The 16,075-nt window shown below is 39.8% G+C and carries 17 protein-coding genes and 1 CRISPR repeat array (1 of these 18 cut by a window edge); of the genes, 11 read left to right on the top strand and 6 right to left on the bottom strand.

The genetic code is table 11. From position 1 onward, the window contains the following. Positions 1-157: 157 nt before the first annotated feature. The 8 genes from HMPREF1128_RS02045 to dtd all read left to right on the top strand — a co-directional run bounded on the left by HMPREF1128_RS02045 (position 158) and on the right by dtd (position 9,905). Positions 158-1,789 carry an ABC transporter substrate-binding protein gene (locus HMPREF1128_RS02045; RefSeq protein WP_007523889.1) on the top strand — a complete coding sequence of 544 codons (1,632 nt, stop codon included), beginning with the start codon at positions 158-160 and terminating at the stop codon, positions 1,787-1,789. Positions 1,790-2,049: 260 nt separating this feature from the next. Then, positions 2,050-4,524 carry a poly-beta-1,6 N-acetyl-D-glucosamine export porin PgaA gene (gene pgaA, locus HMPREF1128_RS02040; protein WP_010129394.1) on the top strand — a complete coding sequence of 825 codons (2,475 nt, stop codon included), beginning with the start codon at positions 2,050-2,052 and terminating at the stop codon, positions 4,522-4,524. 18 nt (positions 4,525-4,542) lie between these two features. After that, positions 4,543-6,264, top strand: a complete 1,722-nt coding sequence (gene pgaB, locus HMPREF1128_RS02035; protein WP_007523731.1) for a poly-beta-1,6-N-acetyl-D-glucosamine N-deacetylase PgaB — start codon at positions 4,543-4,545, stop codon at positions 6,262-6,264. Positions 6,265-6,266: 2 nt separating this feature from the next. Next, entirely contained in the window at positions 6,267-7,517 is a 1,251-nt protein-coding gene (pgaC, locus tag HMPREF1128_RS02030) for a poly-beta-1,6-N-acetyl-D-glucosamine synthase (protein ID WP_007523662.1), read from the top strand. 38 nt (positions 7,518-7,555) lie between these two features. Continuing rightward, positions 7,556-7,840, top strand: a complete 285-nt coding sequence (locus tag HMPREF1128_RS02025) for a hypothetical protein (RefSeq protein ID WP_007523674.1) — start codon at positions 7,556-7,558, stop codon at positions 7,838-7,840. A gap of 117 nt (positions 7,841-7,957) precedes the next feature. Further along, positions 7,958-8,635: a 7-cyano-7-deazaguanine/7-aminomethyl-7-deazaguanine transporter gene (locus HMPREF1128_RS02020; protein WP_007523804.1), complete on the top strand. Its 678-nt coding sequence runs from the start codon at positions 7,958-7,960 to the stop codon at positions 8,633-8,635. Between the two features lie 6 nt (positions 8,636-8,641). Beyond that, positions 8,642-9,493: a virulence factor BrkB family protein gene (locus HMPREF1128_RS02015; RefSeq protein WP_007523745.1), complete on the top strand. Its 852-nt coding sequence runs from the start codon at positions 8,642-8,644 to the stop codon at positions 9,491-9,493. Next, entirely contained in the window at positions 9,468-9,905 is a 438-nt protein-coding gene (gene dtd, locus HMPREF1128_RS02010; protein WP_007523904.1) for a D-aminoacyl-tRNA deacylase, read from the top strand. Before HMPREF1128_RS02015 ends, dtd begins: the two co-directional genes overlap by 26 nt. A 38-nt stretch (positions 9,906-9,943) precedes the next feature. On the opposite strand, the gene ypfJ is transcribed toward dtd, so the two are convergent. The 3 genes from ypfJ to HMPREF1128_RS01995 are packed head-to-tail and all read right to left on the bottom strand — an operon-like array spanning position 9,944 to position 11,645. After that, positions 9,944-10,771, bottom strand: coding sequence for a KPN_02809 family neutral zinc metallopeptidase (ypfJ, locus tag HMPREF1128_RS02005; protein ID WP_007523733.1), 828 nt, complete (start codon positions 10,769-10,771; stop codon positions 9,944-9,946). Positions 10,772-10,800: 29 nt separating this feature from the next. Then, positions 10,801-11,238, bottom strand: a complete 438-nt coding sequence (gene rimI, locus HMPREF1128_RS02000; RefSeq protein ID WP_007523737.1) for a ribosomal protein S18-alanine N-acetyltransferase — start codon at positions 11,236-11,238, stop codon at positions 10,801-10,803. Continuing rightward, positions 11,235-11,645, bottom strand: a complete 411-nt coding sequence (locus tag HMPREF1128_RS01995; RefSeq protein WP_007523913.1) for a DNA polymerase III subunit psi — start codon at positions 11,643-11,645, stop codon at positions 11,235-11,237. Before HMPREF1128_RS01995 ends, rimI begins: the two co-directional genes overlap by 4 nt. Before the next feature lie 82 nt (positions 11,646-11,727). Here HMPREF1128_RS01995 and rsmC point away from each other — a divergent pair, with 82 nt between their 5' ends. Further along, positions 11,728-12,717 (top strand): 16S rRNA (guanine(1207)-N(2))-methyltransferase RsmC, encoded by a 990-nt coding sequence (gene rsmC / locus HMPREF1128_RS01990; protein ID WP_007523656.1) that lies wholly within the window; start codon positions 11,728-11,730, stop codon positions 12,715-12,717. On the opposite strand, the gene yidD is transcribed toward rsmC, so the two are convergent. The 3 genes from yidD to rpmH are packed head-to-tail and all read right to left on the bottom strand — an operon-like array spanning position 12,714 to position 13,531. Further along, positions 12,714-13,043 carry a membrane protein insertion efficiency factor YidD gene (gene yidD / locus HMPREF1128_RS01985; RefSeq protein ID WP_035529997.1) on the bottom strand — a complete coding sequence of 110 codons (330 nt, stop codon included), beginning with the start codon at positions 13,041-13,043 and terminating at the stop codon, positions 12,714-12,716. The genes rsmC and yidD overlap by 4 nt on opposite strands. Next, positions 12,986-13,366 carry a ribonuclease P protein component gene (rnpA, locus tag HMPREF1128_RS01980; protein ID WP_371475854.1) on the bottom strand — a complete coding sequence of 127 codons (381 nt, stop codon included), beginning with the start codon at positions 13,364-13,366 and terminating at the stop codon, positions 12,986-12,988. Before rnpA ends, yidD begins: the two co-directional genes overlap by 58 nt. A 30-nt stretch (positions 13,367-13,396) precedes the next feature. Further along, positions 13,397-13,531, bottom strand: a complete 135-nt coding sequence (gene rpmH, locus HMPREF1128_RS01975) for a 50S ribosomal protein L34 (protein ID WP_005599701.1) — start codon at positions 13,529-13,531, stop codon at positions 13,397-13,399. A 202-nt stretch (positions 13,532-13,733) separates the two neighbouring features. Between rpmH and hemH the strand changes: the two genes are divergently transcribed. After that, positions 13,734-14,693 (top strand): ferrochelatase, encoded by a 960-nt coding sequence (gene hemH / locus HMPREF1128_RS01970; RefSeq protein ID WP_007523749.1) that lies wholly within the window; start codon positions 13,734-13,736, stop codon positions 14,691-14,693. Between the two features lie 11 nt (positions 14,694-14,704). Continuing rightward, positions 14,705-15,583 carry a DUF3298 domain-containing protein gene (locus HMPREF1128_RS01965; RefSeq protein ID WP_007523781.1) on the top strand — a complete coding sequence of 293 codons (879 nt, stop codon included), beginning with the start codon at positions 14,705-14,707 and terminating at the stop codon, positions 15,581-15,583. Between the two features lie 87 nt (positions 15,584-15,670). After that, positions 15,671-16,075: direct repeats of the CRISPR family, unit length 37 nt; unit sequence GTCTCAATCCCTTTGGAACAGGGCAATGTCTTCCGAC; it runs 634 nt beyond the window's last position.

Below are 16,075 nucleotides of genomic sequence, written 5' to 3'. Positions count from 1 at the left end.
ATCACTAAGCGGTCGGGTTTTAGTAGAAATTTGCAGATTTTAGGCTAGATTCGCCCGCTTGTTATATCTTTTAATTATAACAAGAGGCGTTTTGTTCTTTACTCATGAAATAAGAACAGGTAACCTTGCCCCCAATTTTCCGATTTTAGGAGACAGTATGAAATTAAATCGAATCACTTCTATCGCAGCAGGTTTAGCAGCAGTATTTGCATTAGCCGCTTGTAATGAAGAAAAAACAGAAAATACGAGTGCAAAAAATACCGAAAAAACATTTGTGAACTGTGTAAGTCGTTCCCCACAATTCTTTAGTCCAGCATTAGCAATGGATGGCATCTCTTATAATGCCAGCTCACAACAAGTTTATAACCGTTTAGTAGAATTCAAACGCGGTTCAACGGAGATTGAACCAGCTTTAGCAGAAAGTTGGGATATTTCTGAAGATGGCTTAACTTATACTTTCCATCTGCGCAAAGGGGTAAAATTCCACTCAAATAAAGAATTCACTCCAAGCCGTGAGTTCAATGCCGATGATGTGGTGTTCTCATTTAACCGCCAATTAGATCCGAATCATCCTTACCATAACGTATCAAAAGCAACCTATCCGTACTTTAAAGCAATGAAATTCCCAGCGTTGTTAAAATCGGTAGAAAAAGTCGATGATCAGACTGTGAAATTCACATTAAACAAACGTGATGCGACTTTCTTATCTAGCCTAGGGATGGATTTCACATCGATTTACTCTGCGGAATATGCGGATGCCATGCTAAAAGCCGGTAAACCTGAAACGGTAGATACCACACCAATTGGTACCGGGCCATTTGCTTTCACGGGTTATGTATTAGATCAGGCAAGCCGTTATGTTGCACATAAAGAATATTGGAAAGGAAAAGCGGATTTTGACCGCTTGATCTTTGAAATTGTCCCTGATGCGACCACGCGTTATGCCAAATTACAAGCTGGACAATGTGACTTAATGGACTTCCCTAATGCCACTGACATTGAGAAGATGAAAAAAGATCCAAAAATTCAGCTGTTAGCTAACCCTGGTCTGAACATTGCGTACATCGCTTTCAATAATGAAAAAGCCCCATTTGATAATGTTAAAGTGCGCCAAGCCTTAAATTTAGCCGTAGATAAAAAAGCGATTATTGACGTGGTTTATCAAGGTGCTGGTGTAGCCGCAAACAGCCCACTACCACCAACAATTTGGGGTTACAATGCAAACTTGCCGCCTTCTGAATACAATATTGAGAAAGCAAAACAGTTATTAGCAGAAGCTGGCTATCCAAATGGTTTTGAAACCGAACTTTGGGTACAACCTGTTGTGCGTGCATCTAACCCAAACCCACGCCGTATGTCTGAAATTATTCAAGCAGACTGGGAAAAAATTGGCGTAAAAGCGAAATTAGTGACTTATGAATGGGGTGATTATTTAAAACGTGCGAAAGCAGGCGAACTCACTGCAGGTACTTTTGGCTGGTCTGGCGATAATGGTGACCCAGATAACTTCCTTTCTCCACTATTCGGTGCATCTAATATTGGAAATAGCAACTATGCGCGCTTTAATAGCCCAGAACTAGAAGCGATGTTAGAGAAAGCGCTTGGCCTAACTGATAAAAATGAGCGTGCAAAAATCTATGAGCAAGCGCAAGTTTTATTACGTGAACAAGCGCCATGGATTGATGTTGCCCACTCCATTAACTTTGCGCCAGTAAGTAAACGCGTTCAAGATTATAAACAAAGCCCATTTGGTTATACTTATTTATACGGCACGAAATTAACAGATTAAATAATATTTAATAAATAAAAAGCCACTAAGTTTATTTCAACTTAGTGGCTTTTTTTATGAAAAAAATTTAACTAAAACACTTGTTTTCTATTTGTTCCCCAAATTTACAAAGAATTTTGTAAATTTTGTGAACTTTAAACCAAGTAAATAACTCTATTAACACACATATTATTTTGAAATTTAAGTTTTTTATAGTTTTGTTATCTTTTTAAAGGAAAAAACATCTTTAGTTTTTACAAAATTATCGTGGATATTATTTAATGAAACATTCATCTTTAGCGCTTTCACTCTTGGCTCTGTGTGTTAGTCAAGCCGTCAGCGCCACTATGACTCAAACAGATATAAAACGTGAAGAAATTATTATTTTCTCACGTCAAGGGGAAGCGCAACTTAATCAAGCGATTCCACAACTGCAAAAGTTATATCAGCAAACTCATGACAGCAAAGTTCGTGGCGATTTAATTACATTATTGGTTCGTCAATCTCGCTTTCAAGAGGCAGTAGATGTTTGTGCTTCATGCGCCAATAGTCATTTTTCTGAAAACGAATTAGAAAACCTCGCTAAAGCGTACCGAATGGTAAAAAATCCACAAAAATCATTAGCACTGTATAGTTTACTTGCTCAAAAACAGCCTAATAACCCTAACGGATTATTAGGTAAAGGTTTGGTCGCAACCGAACTGGGCGAATATGCAAAAGCCAAACAAGCACTCAATCAATATCGCACTAAATTTGGTGCTGATGATGCTTTTAAAGAAGCCAATAGCTACCTACTCAACAAAACTGAACCCGATGTAGCAAAACTAGGTCGTTGGCAAGATGAACTAAAAGAAAATCCGAAAAATACACGACTTGCTTTAGATCTCTATCGCCTTTCTGCCAAATTGAGCGTTCGTCCACTACAAGATAAGCTGGTCGCAACCTATCCTGAACTGTTTAGCGAAAAAGATAAACGATGGTTAGCCCATGATGAAATTATTACTTCAATTCGTGGCAACACCAGTTTAAAAAACGCTGAATTAGAACAAGCCTATCAGCAATTAAGCGATTTAATGGCACAAACAGACAGCCAAAATCCGCTTTATATCCAAGCACTTAGTGATCGCTTAGCTGTTGCAAACCGCCTGAATGACACTAAGAAAGTCATGGCAGATTACCGTCATTTAACTGAATTAAATCAGCCTATCCCCGCTTATGTTCAAGAAGCTTATGGCGATACCTTATTGCGTCAGGGCTCCCCTCATCAAGCCTTAGCGGTTTATCAAGAGATGGAAGCAGAAGCCCGTAAAGCCTCTCCAACAAAAGAAGTGAGAAGCGCACTATTGTTTAAATTAGTTGCTGCATCAAGCGATGCTGGACTATTTAAACAAGCGCAGCACTACCAAGATCAAATTAAAGAGCCACCTCAAATTTGGGATTTCACTAAAACAACCCGTTTAGCAAACCCAAATTACGACCGTAGTTTTTACAACCAAGTGAACCTACATAACTGGCGTGGCAATAAAACCCAAGCATTCTCTCTTCTAGAAAATCGTTTAACAAACATCACACCAGGTGAACCGTGGGCAATGTTAGCATATAGCGAATTAGAGGCGTCTCGTCATCGCTATGATGATGCAGTGGAAATGGCAGAAAAAGCCAAATTCTACTTAAAAGAAGAAGAGCAAATTTTTTATCGCAATCAACTTGGCAGTATTGCTTTAGCCCAAGGCAATTACGCTTATGTTAAAAAATTAGTAAACAGTTATAGCGAGAAAGATAAAGAAGATTCAGCCTCATTCTTAAAACAATATCAAGAAGCAAGAAGAGGACGTTTTACTGCCTCACTTGGGATTTCTCATCCAAAAGATGTGCTACCAGCTAAAACGGCAAGCAATGAGCTTACCCAAGAATACTATCTCTCTTCGCCAATGACTGAAGATGGGCATTATGTTTACGCACATCAGTTTGAGGCTAGAGTGCCCACTGACAGCGAAACATTACGTCTGCAACGTTTCGGTTTAGGAGCGCATGCTAATTTCTATCCGTTTAATCTTGGTATGGAATTAGGTTCAGGCACACGCTTAAACAAGAAAAGCTATGCTTCCTTTAACATTGATTATCTACTGAATCAGTACTGGCAATTCAGTGCAGCAGCAAACATTAATAGCCAAAGCACACCGATTAAAGCTATTCGTCAAGGCGTTTATGCAAATGATTATGGTTTTTCGACCGCTTACACCTTCAGCAATCGCTTCCAAGTCGGCGCTGGTATAAACCAAATGAAATTGGATGATGGCAATACACGCAAAATGGCAAATGTTTGGTTGAATGTAGAAACCTATAAGCATGACCGCTGGACACTAAATAATGGTGTTCGTTACGACTTCCAACGTAACCAATTTACGCCTTCTGCTTATTACTACAACCCAGCTAAGACGCAAAGCCTAGAGTTTTCTAGCGACTTAAGCTATTACCAACCGTTCGATTATGGTATCACACTCACCCATCATCTACGTGGAAATGTAGGACGAAATAAACAGTTAGAACAAACCAACGTGACAAACAACTGGTGTAACCAAAACTGGTGTGAAAGAAAAAATAGTGCAACCACATGGGCAGTCAGCTATGGACACGACTGGAAACTGAATAAAAAAATTTCGCTTTCTTATGAAATTGGTCGTAAGAAAAATATGTACGACGGTGTAAGCGAAATGAATAACTACGGAAATGTAAATCTTTCAGTCTCTTTTTAATTTTTTGAGCAATTAAACATGAATTTTAAAATACTCGGTGCAATGTTAACGCTTAGCTTTTCGTTAATGGCAGGAAAAGCTTTCGCACAAGATAACTATAGCGTACTCGCTTATCACTCTGTGGTAGATGAAAGTGCGCCTAAATCACAACAACTCTTTATTTCACAAACTATTCCCGTTCAAAAATTGATTAGCCATTTTAACTGGTTAAAAGATAACGGTTATAACGTGATTAGCTGGCAACAAGTCATTGATGCCGAAAAAGGCAAAGGCACACTACCGCCAAAAGCGGTTGTGCTCTCTTTTGATGATGGCTATGAAACGATGTATAGCGTAGTTTATCCACTACTAAAAGCCTATCAATACCCAGCCGTCTTTGCACCAGTAACCAAATGGATTAACACGCCTGCTGGTGGAAAAATCGATTATGGAAATCAAATGCTGGATCGTGCAACCTTCTTCAGCACTTGGGCACAAATTAGTGAAATGCGTCGCAGCGGGTTAGTTGAGATTGCCTCACATTCTTATGATTCACATCATGGTATTGTTGCAAACCCAACTGGCAGCCAACAACCTGCAATGCTTGCTCCTATTTACCAAAATGGCAAATATGAAAGCGAAGCACAATACAAAGCTCGTGTTAATCAAGATTTACGTCGCTCTGCCAATGATATTGCAAAACAGGCTGGTAAAGCACCAAGCATTATTGTTTGGCCTTACGGTGCGTTTAACAATGTCTCGATTGAACAAGCAAAATCTGCTGGAATGCCTTACTACTTTACGCTTAAAGAAAAAATTAACCGCATTGGTGATGCACATGTTGGTCGTTTCTTAGTCGATGCTGAAACGGAACTTGGTGTGCTTAAAAACTATTTAGAGCGTACTGAAGATCCACATAACACAACTGTTGAGCGCGTGTTACAAATTCGCTTAGACGAAATTGATGACCCAAATCCCGCACAGTTCGAGAAAAATTACAACGCACTCATTAACCGTGTTTACAAATCCGGCGTAACAACTGTTTATCTTTCAGGCTTCTCTGATCCAAATCAAGATGGCGTGATTGATGCAGTTTACTTCCCTAACACCGTATTACCGGTTAAAGCCGATCGTTTCAGCCAAGTTGCTTGGCAGCTACGCAAACGAGCTGGCGTAAATGTGTATGCGTGGATGCCTTCTTCATTAAACAACTTACCACCGCAAGCTCGCACAGAATCAGCAATGGTGAATCTGTTCAAGTCATTAGCTTTATACACAAAATTTGATGGCGTATTTTTTGATGACCACCTCAATCCGAATGATTGGGCAAGTCATGATGCTTCAACAATTCGCCTAACAGAAAATGCAAAAAATGCCATGGCACCTTATTTTTACTGGGGCAACGAAAATATTAAAACTGCACGAAATCTGAATCCACAAGCGGTCGATTTTACACAAACTTTTGCAAATTACCGCCAAGCATACAACATGGTTGTTGTGAATGTAGAAGATAATCCAAAAACCATCATTGAAAGCGTGCAACAACATCAGCTGCCTGCGAATAAAATTATTTTTAATTTTAACAATAAGGAAAACGGACAGCTCATCTCCAGCCGTCAACTAATAGAAAAAACCAAGCAATTAGAAAAAGCTGGCTTAATGAATTTAAGTTACACGTTTAATCATTTTTTAACGGAAGAAAAAACATTAAATGAATTGAAACCTTATATTTCAACGAATAGAGATGTAACAAGGAATTAGTTATGCAACACAATTTGATCATTGAAGCAGTTGGTTTATTTATTTTTGCTTATCCCGCTTTAATGGCATTTTATTGGGCAACGGCTGGCATGGTCTACTTTACCTTTAAAGAGCGCCATATGGTCCCACCGGGCTTTTCTAAAATGAAAGAAGAATTTGTGCCAATGGTTAGTCTCATGGTGCCTTGCTATAACGAAGGCGACAACTTAAATGAATCTATTCCGCACTTATTAAGCTTGAAATATCCAAACTATGAGCTGATTTTTATCAATGATGGAAGTACAGATAACACGGGCGAATTGATTGATTTATGGGCTAAAAAAGATAGCCGCATTGTTGCACTACACCAAACGAACTCAGGAAAAGCAAGTGCACTCAATCATGGTTTAAGTATTGCAAAAGGCAAATATGTGGGCTGTATTGATGGTGATGCCGTGTTGGAATACAAAGCATTGGATTACATGGTGCAATCTCTTGAAGCCAATCAAAACTATGGTGCCGTGACGGGTAATCCACGTGTACGTAACCGCAGTACGGTTTTAGGTATGTTACAGGTTTCTGAATTTAGCTCCATTATCGGTTTAATCAAACGAGCACAATGCTTAATGGGCACCATTTTTACTGTTTCAGGGGTGTGCTGTTTATTCCGTAAAGACGTAATGCATCAAATCGGTGGTTGGAGTACCAACATGATCACAGAAGATATTGACGTGAGTTGGAAAATCCAAACTGCCGGTTTAGATATTTATTACGAACCACGTGCACTCTGTTGGACATTAATGCCAGAAACGATGACCGGTTTATTTAAACAACGCTTACGTTGGGCACAAGGCGGAGCTGAAACAATGCTCAAATACTTCCCGCAAATTTGGCGTTGGAGAAACCGCCGTCTTTGGCCAATGTATGTAGAGTATATCGTTACCGCTATTTGGGCCGTTCTACTCACCATTGCTTCAGCTTGTTGGGTAGCAAGTTTAATGGATTACAACAATTTAAAGAACTTTCTTAATCCATTAGTCATCAAACCAACATTATCGATTTTATTCTTAGCCTTCTTCATGCAGATGTTCTTTAGTATGTATATCGACTCTCGCTATGAAAAAGGGGTTTGGAGATACGCTTTGGTCTGTATTTGGTACCCATGGTGGTACTGGATGCTAAATACCGTCACCCTACTTTGCGGTATTCCAAAAGCGATTTTTAGAAATAGATCTCGCCTAGCAACTTGGACCAGTCCGGATCGCGGCGTTTAAGAAATAATAACAACCTTATAGGGAGGAAATCATTACCAATGAGCAGCATCGAATTACAACAATTAATGGTTATCAACAAACGTAATCAGCTTGGCTGGCAAATTAAACTCAAAAGTTTGCTCCTCGATTTAGCCGCATGGACAGTTTGGGGATATTTGGTTTATTTTATCATCAGCTATTTTGATAAAATTTTCCTTAGCCCAATCGTGGCTAATCTCTACCTTTCAGAAGTGCTTATTTATGCCTTCTATTTCGTATTCAGCCTATTGATTACGGCAATCATCTGGTCTCATATCTCAAGAGATAAGACAAAAGAAGCTTAATCAACAAGCGGTCGGATTTTGCAAAAGATTTGTCAAATCCGACCGCTTTGTGTATTATGCGCCCCTTATTTCTTGCCGAGTTCCCTTACCTCGGTACTTTCACTAAAAAGGATTATTATGCAATTATCTATCGACTTTTCAGATGCAAACAAGCGTCGCGCGCTCGTTTTACTTTCTTTTTTCCATATTTTCATTATTACGCTCAGCAATTATTTAGTGCAAATTGCGTTTGAAGTAAATATTCCTGGAACAGAATGGACAATTCCTACCACTTGGGGAACCTTCACTTTTCCTTTTATCTTTCTTGCAACCGATTTAACGGTTCGGGTTTTTGGTGCATCACTTGCACGGAAGATTATTTTTGCGGTCATGCTACCGGCATTGCTTATCAGCTATGTGATTTCGGTACTCTTTTTTGAGACCCAATTCCAAGGTTTTGCTACATTAGCACAGTTTAATACCTTCGTGTTTCGTATTGCACTAGCTAGCTTTAGTGGCTATGTTGTGGGGCAGTTATTAGATGTCTTTGTGTTTAACCGCTTACGTCAAGGCAAAACATGGTGGTTAGCACCGACTTGCTCAACAATTTTCGGCACACTTATCGATACTTTTGTTTTCTTCGCAGTTGCGTTTTATCAAAGTAGCGATCCTTATATGGCAGAACATTGGTTCACTATCGGTTCGGTTGATTACGCCTTTAAGTTATTTGTGAGCTTACTGCTCTTTTTACCGCTTTATGGTGTGATCCTCAATCTGATTATGCGAAAATTACGACTGAACGAAACTTCCTGTTAAGAAATTATGAAAACTGAATTGATTGCTTTCATTAAATACTTTATTCAGCGTGCCCAAGAAAACCGCCTGCCTATGGCGGCGGGCTATTTAACTTATAGCACAATGCTTGCTTTGGTGCCGTTGATTATGGTGGTTTTTTCAATTATTACCGCTTTTCCTTTTTTTGAACAGGCAACACAATCACTCAAATCACTCATTTATGACAACTTTGCTCCCACTTCCAGTGAAATGGTGGCAGGGTATATCGACCTCTTTGTCAGCAACTCTCGTAAAATGGGGATTATCAGTATTATTGGTTTGGTAGTTGTGGCAGTTATGCTAATTTCAAGCATTGATAATATTCTCAATGAAATGTGGCACGGTGCACGCAAGCGGTCAGTTTTTCTCTCTTTTTTACTATATACCGCTATTTTATTCTTCGCACCGCTAATTGCTGGCGCCAGTATTGCAATCAGCTCCTATGTGATGTCGCTTTCTCTATTTAGCGAAAATGGCGTGCTTTCCTTTGGCGAGTCATTATTAGAATACACACCATTTTTTCTTATTTGGTTGCTGTTTAGCATGGTGTATAAATGGGTGCCAAATACAGAGGTGAAATTCAAATATGCCGCGACTGGCGCATTTTTTGCTGCGATATTTTTTACTTTGGGTAAACAAGTCTTTATTTGGTATATCGCGAGTTTCCCTTCTTACCAAGTCATTTATGGCACATTGGCCACTTTGCCAATTATGTTAGTTTGGATTCATTTAAGCTGGAACGTAGTACTTTTTGGAGCGCAGCTGGCTTCCGTATTGAAAGAACGTGCCAATATGGCAAAAACAGGAGTAAAAGATGATTGCACTGATTCAGCGAGTTAAATGGGCTAAAGTCGAAGTAGAAGGCAGTATCGTAGGACAAATTCCGCAAGGTGGTTTACTTGTTTTATTAGGGGTAGAACAAGGAGATGACCGCGCTAAAGCCGATAAACTGTTAGCGAAAGTCTTGGGCTATCGCATTTTTGCAGATGAACAAGGCAAAATGAATCTGAACGTGCAACAAGCGGGTGGCGGATTGCTGGTTGTTTCGCAATTTACTCTTGCGGCAGACACTCAAAAAGGATTACGTCCGAGCTTTTCAAAAGGCGCAGCCCCAGATGAAGCTGAAGCCCTTTACGAATACTTTCATCAACAAGCTGCAAAACACATTGTGACCGAAACCGGACAATTTGCTGCAGATATGCAAGTCAGCCTCCAAAATGACGGGCCTGTCACCTTTTGGCTACAAGTTTAACGCAATAAAAAAGCTGACCTCAGTCAGCTTTTTTTATTTTATTCAAAAGTATTACATACTGCAGGATTACCGCTCTGTAAGCCTTTTCTAAACCAAGTTAAACGTTGTGCAGAAGTGCCATGCGTAAAACTATCTGGCACTGCATAACCTTGGCTACGTTTTTGCAGGCGATCATCGCCTACCGATTCTGCCGCTTTAAAGGCTTTCTCTTCATCACCAGCCTCAAATAAGCCACTTTTTACCGCTTGATTTGCCCAAATACCAGCAAAACAATCTGCTTGTAATTCTAAGCGCACCGATAACTGATTCGCTTGTTTGCGATCGCCTCTTTGTTGTGCTTGATGTACTTGCGGTAAAATGCCTAATAAATTTTGAACATGATGTCCAACTTCATGCGCAATCACATAGGAAAATGCAGAATCACCGCCTGCACCTAATTGCGTTTTCATCTCATGATAGAAAGAGAGATCCAGATAAACCTTGTGATCGTTCGGACAATAAAATGGCCCCATTGCAGATTGTCCTGTCCCACAAGCGGTCGGTGTACTGCCATTATAAAGCACCATGGTTGGCTCCTGATAAGTTCGCCCCATCTGTTTAAAATAAGCACCCCAAACTTTCTCCGTATCCGCCAATACCACTTTAGAAAGACCTGCAAGCTGCTGTTCCTCTTGGCTATTCGTTTGCTGTGTTACCTGTGGTGAGAAATCATTGCCCACTAACCCAGATAAATCAACGCCATAATAAGCGCCTACCAGTAAAATAATCACACCAAGAATACCCGTGCTTTTACCACTGCGAAAATTCCCGCCACTTCCTCTTCTATCTTCGACATTTTTACTTTCTTCACGCCCTTGCCAACGCATAAGCTTCTCCTATTCTTTTTAAATCACGACTACAAATAAAACGCCATGACTATGGCATCTTCTCGTCCGCCATCTGGCGTTGGGTAATAACGTTTTCGTACTGTTACTTCATTAAAACCTAACGATTGATAAAGCTGTATTGCCACCTGATTTGAGGCTCTAACCTCTAGCCATAAAGTTAATACATCACGACAACGAAGTTGTTCAATCAAGCCACTGAGCAATTGCTTGCCAATGCCTTTTCCCTGTGCTTTAGGATGAACGGCAATGTTAAATAACGTTGCTTCATCCAACACTTGTTGGCAAATAGCAAAAGCTAAAATTTCACCTTGCGCTTGCCATTTTAAATTCAAATATTTATCGCCCTGATTATTGCGTAATGTTCCTTCACTCCATGGCACTAAATGTGCAGCTTGTTCAATCTCAAACAGCTGAGAAAAGTCTTCAGGTAAAACGTTTTCAATCATATTTCATCCAAACAAAAATCGGCAATTTGCTGCCAAAGTTGGCGCTTCGTTTGTGCCTGCTCTAAAGCCTGCCAAGAAGGCGTTTGCCAAGCGGTCTGATTTGCCCATTTTTTTGCAAATTCATCTGCAGTGACTGGCGGAACAATTAGCCAAAACATCGGCGAATGTGTAAAGCTGATACGCTTTGCCTGCTCCGTATCAAACCACTGCGCCGCATTCATCGGCAATTTCAGCGCGCGTAACACATCTTCAAAAAGCGGACTTTGCTGCTGATCTTCATCACACACTACCACTAATTTGGTCTGTTCATTCAGATGAATCTGCGCCTCGCCTTTCAAAACTTGCGGCTTAGTGAGTACCCATTGCGTTATTTGCATTTCTTGCAATAATAAATCTCGCCGATTCATAAGTTTCCTCATAAAAATAGATAGGGAATAGTAGCAAAACTCGGTAAAATGCGGAAATTATTTTAATTAGAAAAGGAACCTTATGTTAACCATTGAAAGCGAAGTACTTGCTCGCCATGAACATTTATTTGACGGTAAGTCCTTGCTATTTTTCGGGCATATTCGAGATAATTTTGCCTCACAATGTAAAAACAGTACAAAAGTGGAAGTCGTAAGTCAATACTTTGACTATGCAAATCAGCATACTAAGGTAGAATTTAGCCTAGAAAACTATCATCAAGCTGATTTAGGTATTTTTTATTGGACAAAAAATAAACAAGAATGCCAATTTCAACTCTATCAATGGCTTTCTCAAGCACCCATTGGGCAAACGCTACTTATCGTTGGAGAAAATCGTGCGGGCGTGCGCTCAGTCGAAAAAATGCTCTCTCCATTCGGTGAAATCGCAAAAATTGATTCTGCTCGTCGCTGTGGACTCTACTATTTCAACTTGCAAACCAACCCTAACTTTGATTGCAAAACTTTTTGGAAATCTTACCGCTTGCAAGCGCTAAATATTTTCGCACTGCCTGCCGTATTCAGTTCAGCAGAATTAGATGGTGGCACACATTTATTACTTTCCACTTTTGAGGCAGAAAAATTGGGCGGAAAAGTATTAGATTTAGGTTGCGGAGCGGGTGTGATTGGGGCGACTTTAAAACAGCAAAATCCCAATATTGATCTGACCCTTAGCGATATTCATGCTATGGCACTTGCCTCGACAACACGTACGCTAGAAGAAAATGCATTAAAGGGAGAAGTCATTGCCAGTGATGTCTTTTCACATATTGATGGCCGTTTTGATTTAATTGTTTCCAATCCCCCATTCCATGATGGGATTGATACCGCCTATCAAGCGGTCGAAAAATTGATTTTAGAAGCCAAACAACATCTTAATCGCGGTGGGGAATTACGCATTGTCGCGAATGCCTTTTTACCTTATCCAGATTTATTAGATAAAGCCTTTGGCTCACACCAACTGTTAGCCAAATCCAATAAATTTAAGGTTTATTCAGCGAAAAATTATCGTTAATGATCAAGCTTGTTGTGATGTTCACAGCAAGCTTTTTTATTTGCTGGCGGAACAGGATCTTCGCCACCTTCGCTCCACGGATGGCAACGAGCAATCCGTTTTAAGGCTAACCAACCGCCCTTCAATGCGCCGTGTAATTTAATTGCTTCAACAGCATAAGTGGAACAGGTTGGGTAAAAACGACAACGTGGACCAATGAGTGGACTAATGGCATAACGATAAAAATAGATTGGGAGCAATAATAATTTCGCCCCGAAAGAAGGAGAGGTTACGGACGTTTTTCGCTCGTTGCAGCTTGTTTGCTTAGACGGATGTGTCTTGCCCATAGTTTTTCCAAAGTTTCAAACAGCGTTTGATTATCTAACTTACCAATGCCACCTTTGGCAACAAAGACAAAGTCAAAATGCGGCAATTCGTGTTGTTTTAAACGGAAAGATTCTCGCACAATACGTTTAATACGATTGCGATCATGTGCTCTTTTAAGATGTTTTTTAGCAACAGTTAAACCGAGACGAGGCAAATTAGCATCATTTTCACGCGCTAAAAGTGTCATTTGAGGGGTGCTGGCACGATGAGGATTTTCAAAGACAGCTTTAAATTGAACGGGAGCTAACAAACGTAGCTCCCGAGAAAAAGTTAGCATCTTCACTATTGTGATTTAGCTTGCTTTAGCTGCAAATTATGCAGATAAAGATTTACGACCTTTAGCACGACGACGCGCTAAAACTTGACGACCGTTTTTAGTAGCCATACGAGCACGGAAACCGTGAGTACGAGCACGTTTTAATACTGAAGGTTGAAATGTACGTTTCATTCTATCTACCTAAAATTTAAATTATTGGCATTTAATGCCAAATAAGAACCATAAAAAGAGGTCGTCATTTTATCGACTAATAAAACAAAAAGCAAGGTAAAAACGCAATCAGTCCTAAATTTGTTTGCAAAAATTTCTAAGAATTCAACCGCTTGCCCCTGTATAATAGGGGAGATTATTTTACTGACCGAGAGAAATTTCTATGACAACCCAAAAAATCGGCCTCCTTATTGCCAATTTAGGCACGCCTGATGAACCTACCACTGATGCGGTAAAACGCTATTTAAAGCAATTTCTAAACGATGCCCGCGTCATTGATTTACCGAAATGGCGTTGGCAGCCGCTTTTAAATACGATCATCCTCCCTCGCCGATCACCAAAAGTCGCCAAGCTTTATCAAGCAATTTGGACAGAAAACGGCTCTCCGCTTTTAGCCATCTCTCGCCAGCAGCAGCAAGCGCTACAAACCTATTTTGATGAAACTGAACAAAATGTAATCGTTGAATTAGGCATGACTTACGGCAATCCAAGTATGGCAAGCGCAACCGATCGTCTTATTCGTGCAGGCGTTAGTAAAATTATTATTCTGCCGCTTTACCCACAATATAGCAGCACAACTACCGCTTCAGTATTTGATGCTTTTGCGAAAGGGCTTCTCCAGCAACGTGGCATCGTGCCGTTTGAATTTATCCATCACTATCACGATGATCCTCTTTATATCCAAGCGTTAGCTGAAACCATTACATTAACCGAAGATGAAAAATTACTTTTCTCATTTCATGGCATTCCAAAACGCTATGAAACCGAAGGCGATTTTTATCCAGATCACTGCCGTGAAACCGCGAAACTTGTGACAGAAGCACTCAATTTACAACCTGAACAATGGCAAATGGCTTTCCAATCTCGCTTTGGTAATGAAGAATGGCTACAACCTTATACTGATATCACTCTTGAGCAATACCCAGCACAAGGAATAAAAAAAGTAGCGGTTATCTGCCCTGGTTTTTCTGCTGATTGCTTAGAAACCTTAGAAGAAATTGCAGAAGAAAATAAAGAGAACTTTATAAATGCGGGTGGCGAAAGTTATCGCTATATTCCAGCGTTGAATGCAAACCCTGCACATATTCATGCTTTGGCAAAATTAGTAGAACGTTATCTATAAACGAGGATAATATGAAAAAAAACATCTTTGTTGCTGCCATGTTAGTGGCAACTACTTTTTTAAGTGGTTGTGAAGATAAAGAGGCACAAGCTAAGCTGGCGGAACAAACGCAAATCATTAACCAGCTGACGACAGAAAATACCCAATTAAAAGCCGCATTAAATGCCGAAAAAGCCAAGCTAGAAAATATCATTCCAGCCATTTTTGCTGAGAAAGAATTCATTTTTGAAGCAAGAGAAATGCTACCTTATCCAAAATCTTATCACCGAGAAGGTGAAGAAGAATTTCGTTTTGAGATCGCTACACTACACACCAATATTGATTGGCTTAATGCGAAATTATTAAATGCGATTCAACTGGATAAAACTAAAAATTTAGATAAAACACAACTAGCCGAAGCTTATAAAGCCTTTTATCAGGAAACTAAAAAAGAGATGGCTCAAGGCGCTGTTTTTGGCATTGATAAAAGTTTAAGTATTTACTTCTTAAGACAAAAAGGAAAACTTGCCACCTTTATTGTTAACGATTACGAATTTGGCGGCGGTGCTCATGGCGCAGGACATAGCTATTTCTTAAATTTTGATCTTGATACTCGTAAGCAAATTGAATTCAATGATGTGTTCAAAGCCGATAGCCAAGCTAAACTTAACGCGCTACTTTGGGAAAAATATACTGATTATGGCGCACGCAAAGACGTGGATATGCGCAAAGAGAATTTTAAAGTAAATACCAACTTCGACTTTAACGATGAAGGGTTTAATTTCCACTATAATCCTGGCGAACTTGAACCAGATACACAAACCACCCTTGCTTTAGATTGGGCAGAAATTGAAGATCTGCTCAAACCTAAATTTATTCAACAAAAATATATTTCTTCTTTTGGGGAATAACACAAACATAAAAAATGCGGCATTAGCCGCATTTTTTCTTTATATTAACCAACCTTTCAATATTCCACATTCCACCGATTTCACTCAAAAGTAATCCCTTTAAAACAGGGCAATGTCTTCCGACGACAACAATCCAGCAATTCGAAGGTTATGAATATAGTCTCAATCCCTTTGGAACAGGGCAATGTCTTCCGACTTAGGTTATGGATGCTGTGCCACTCTATTCTTAGTCTCAATCCCTTTGGAACAGGGCAATGTCTTCCGACTATTTTGCTGGCATTTTTAACGGTATTGATGAAAACGTCTCAATCCCTTTGGAACAGGGCAATGTCTTCCGACGTATTAGGTAGAGCTAACACCATCGTAATGAATGGTGTCTCAATCCCTTTGGAACAGGGCAATGTCTTCCGACCGAAAAATTACAAGCATTAGAATCACTATTAGGAGTCTCAATCCCTTTGGAACAGGGCAATGTCTTCCGACGTAATTGCT

Source organism: Haemophilus sputorum HK 2154, from assembly GCF_000287615.1.
GTDB lineage: Bacteria > Pseudomonadota > Gammaproteobacteria > Enterobacterales > Pasteurellaceae > Haemophilus_A > Haemophilus_A sputorum.
Note: the sequence above shows the minus strand (reverse complement) of the source record. Positions and strands in the feature narration are given on the sequence as shown.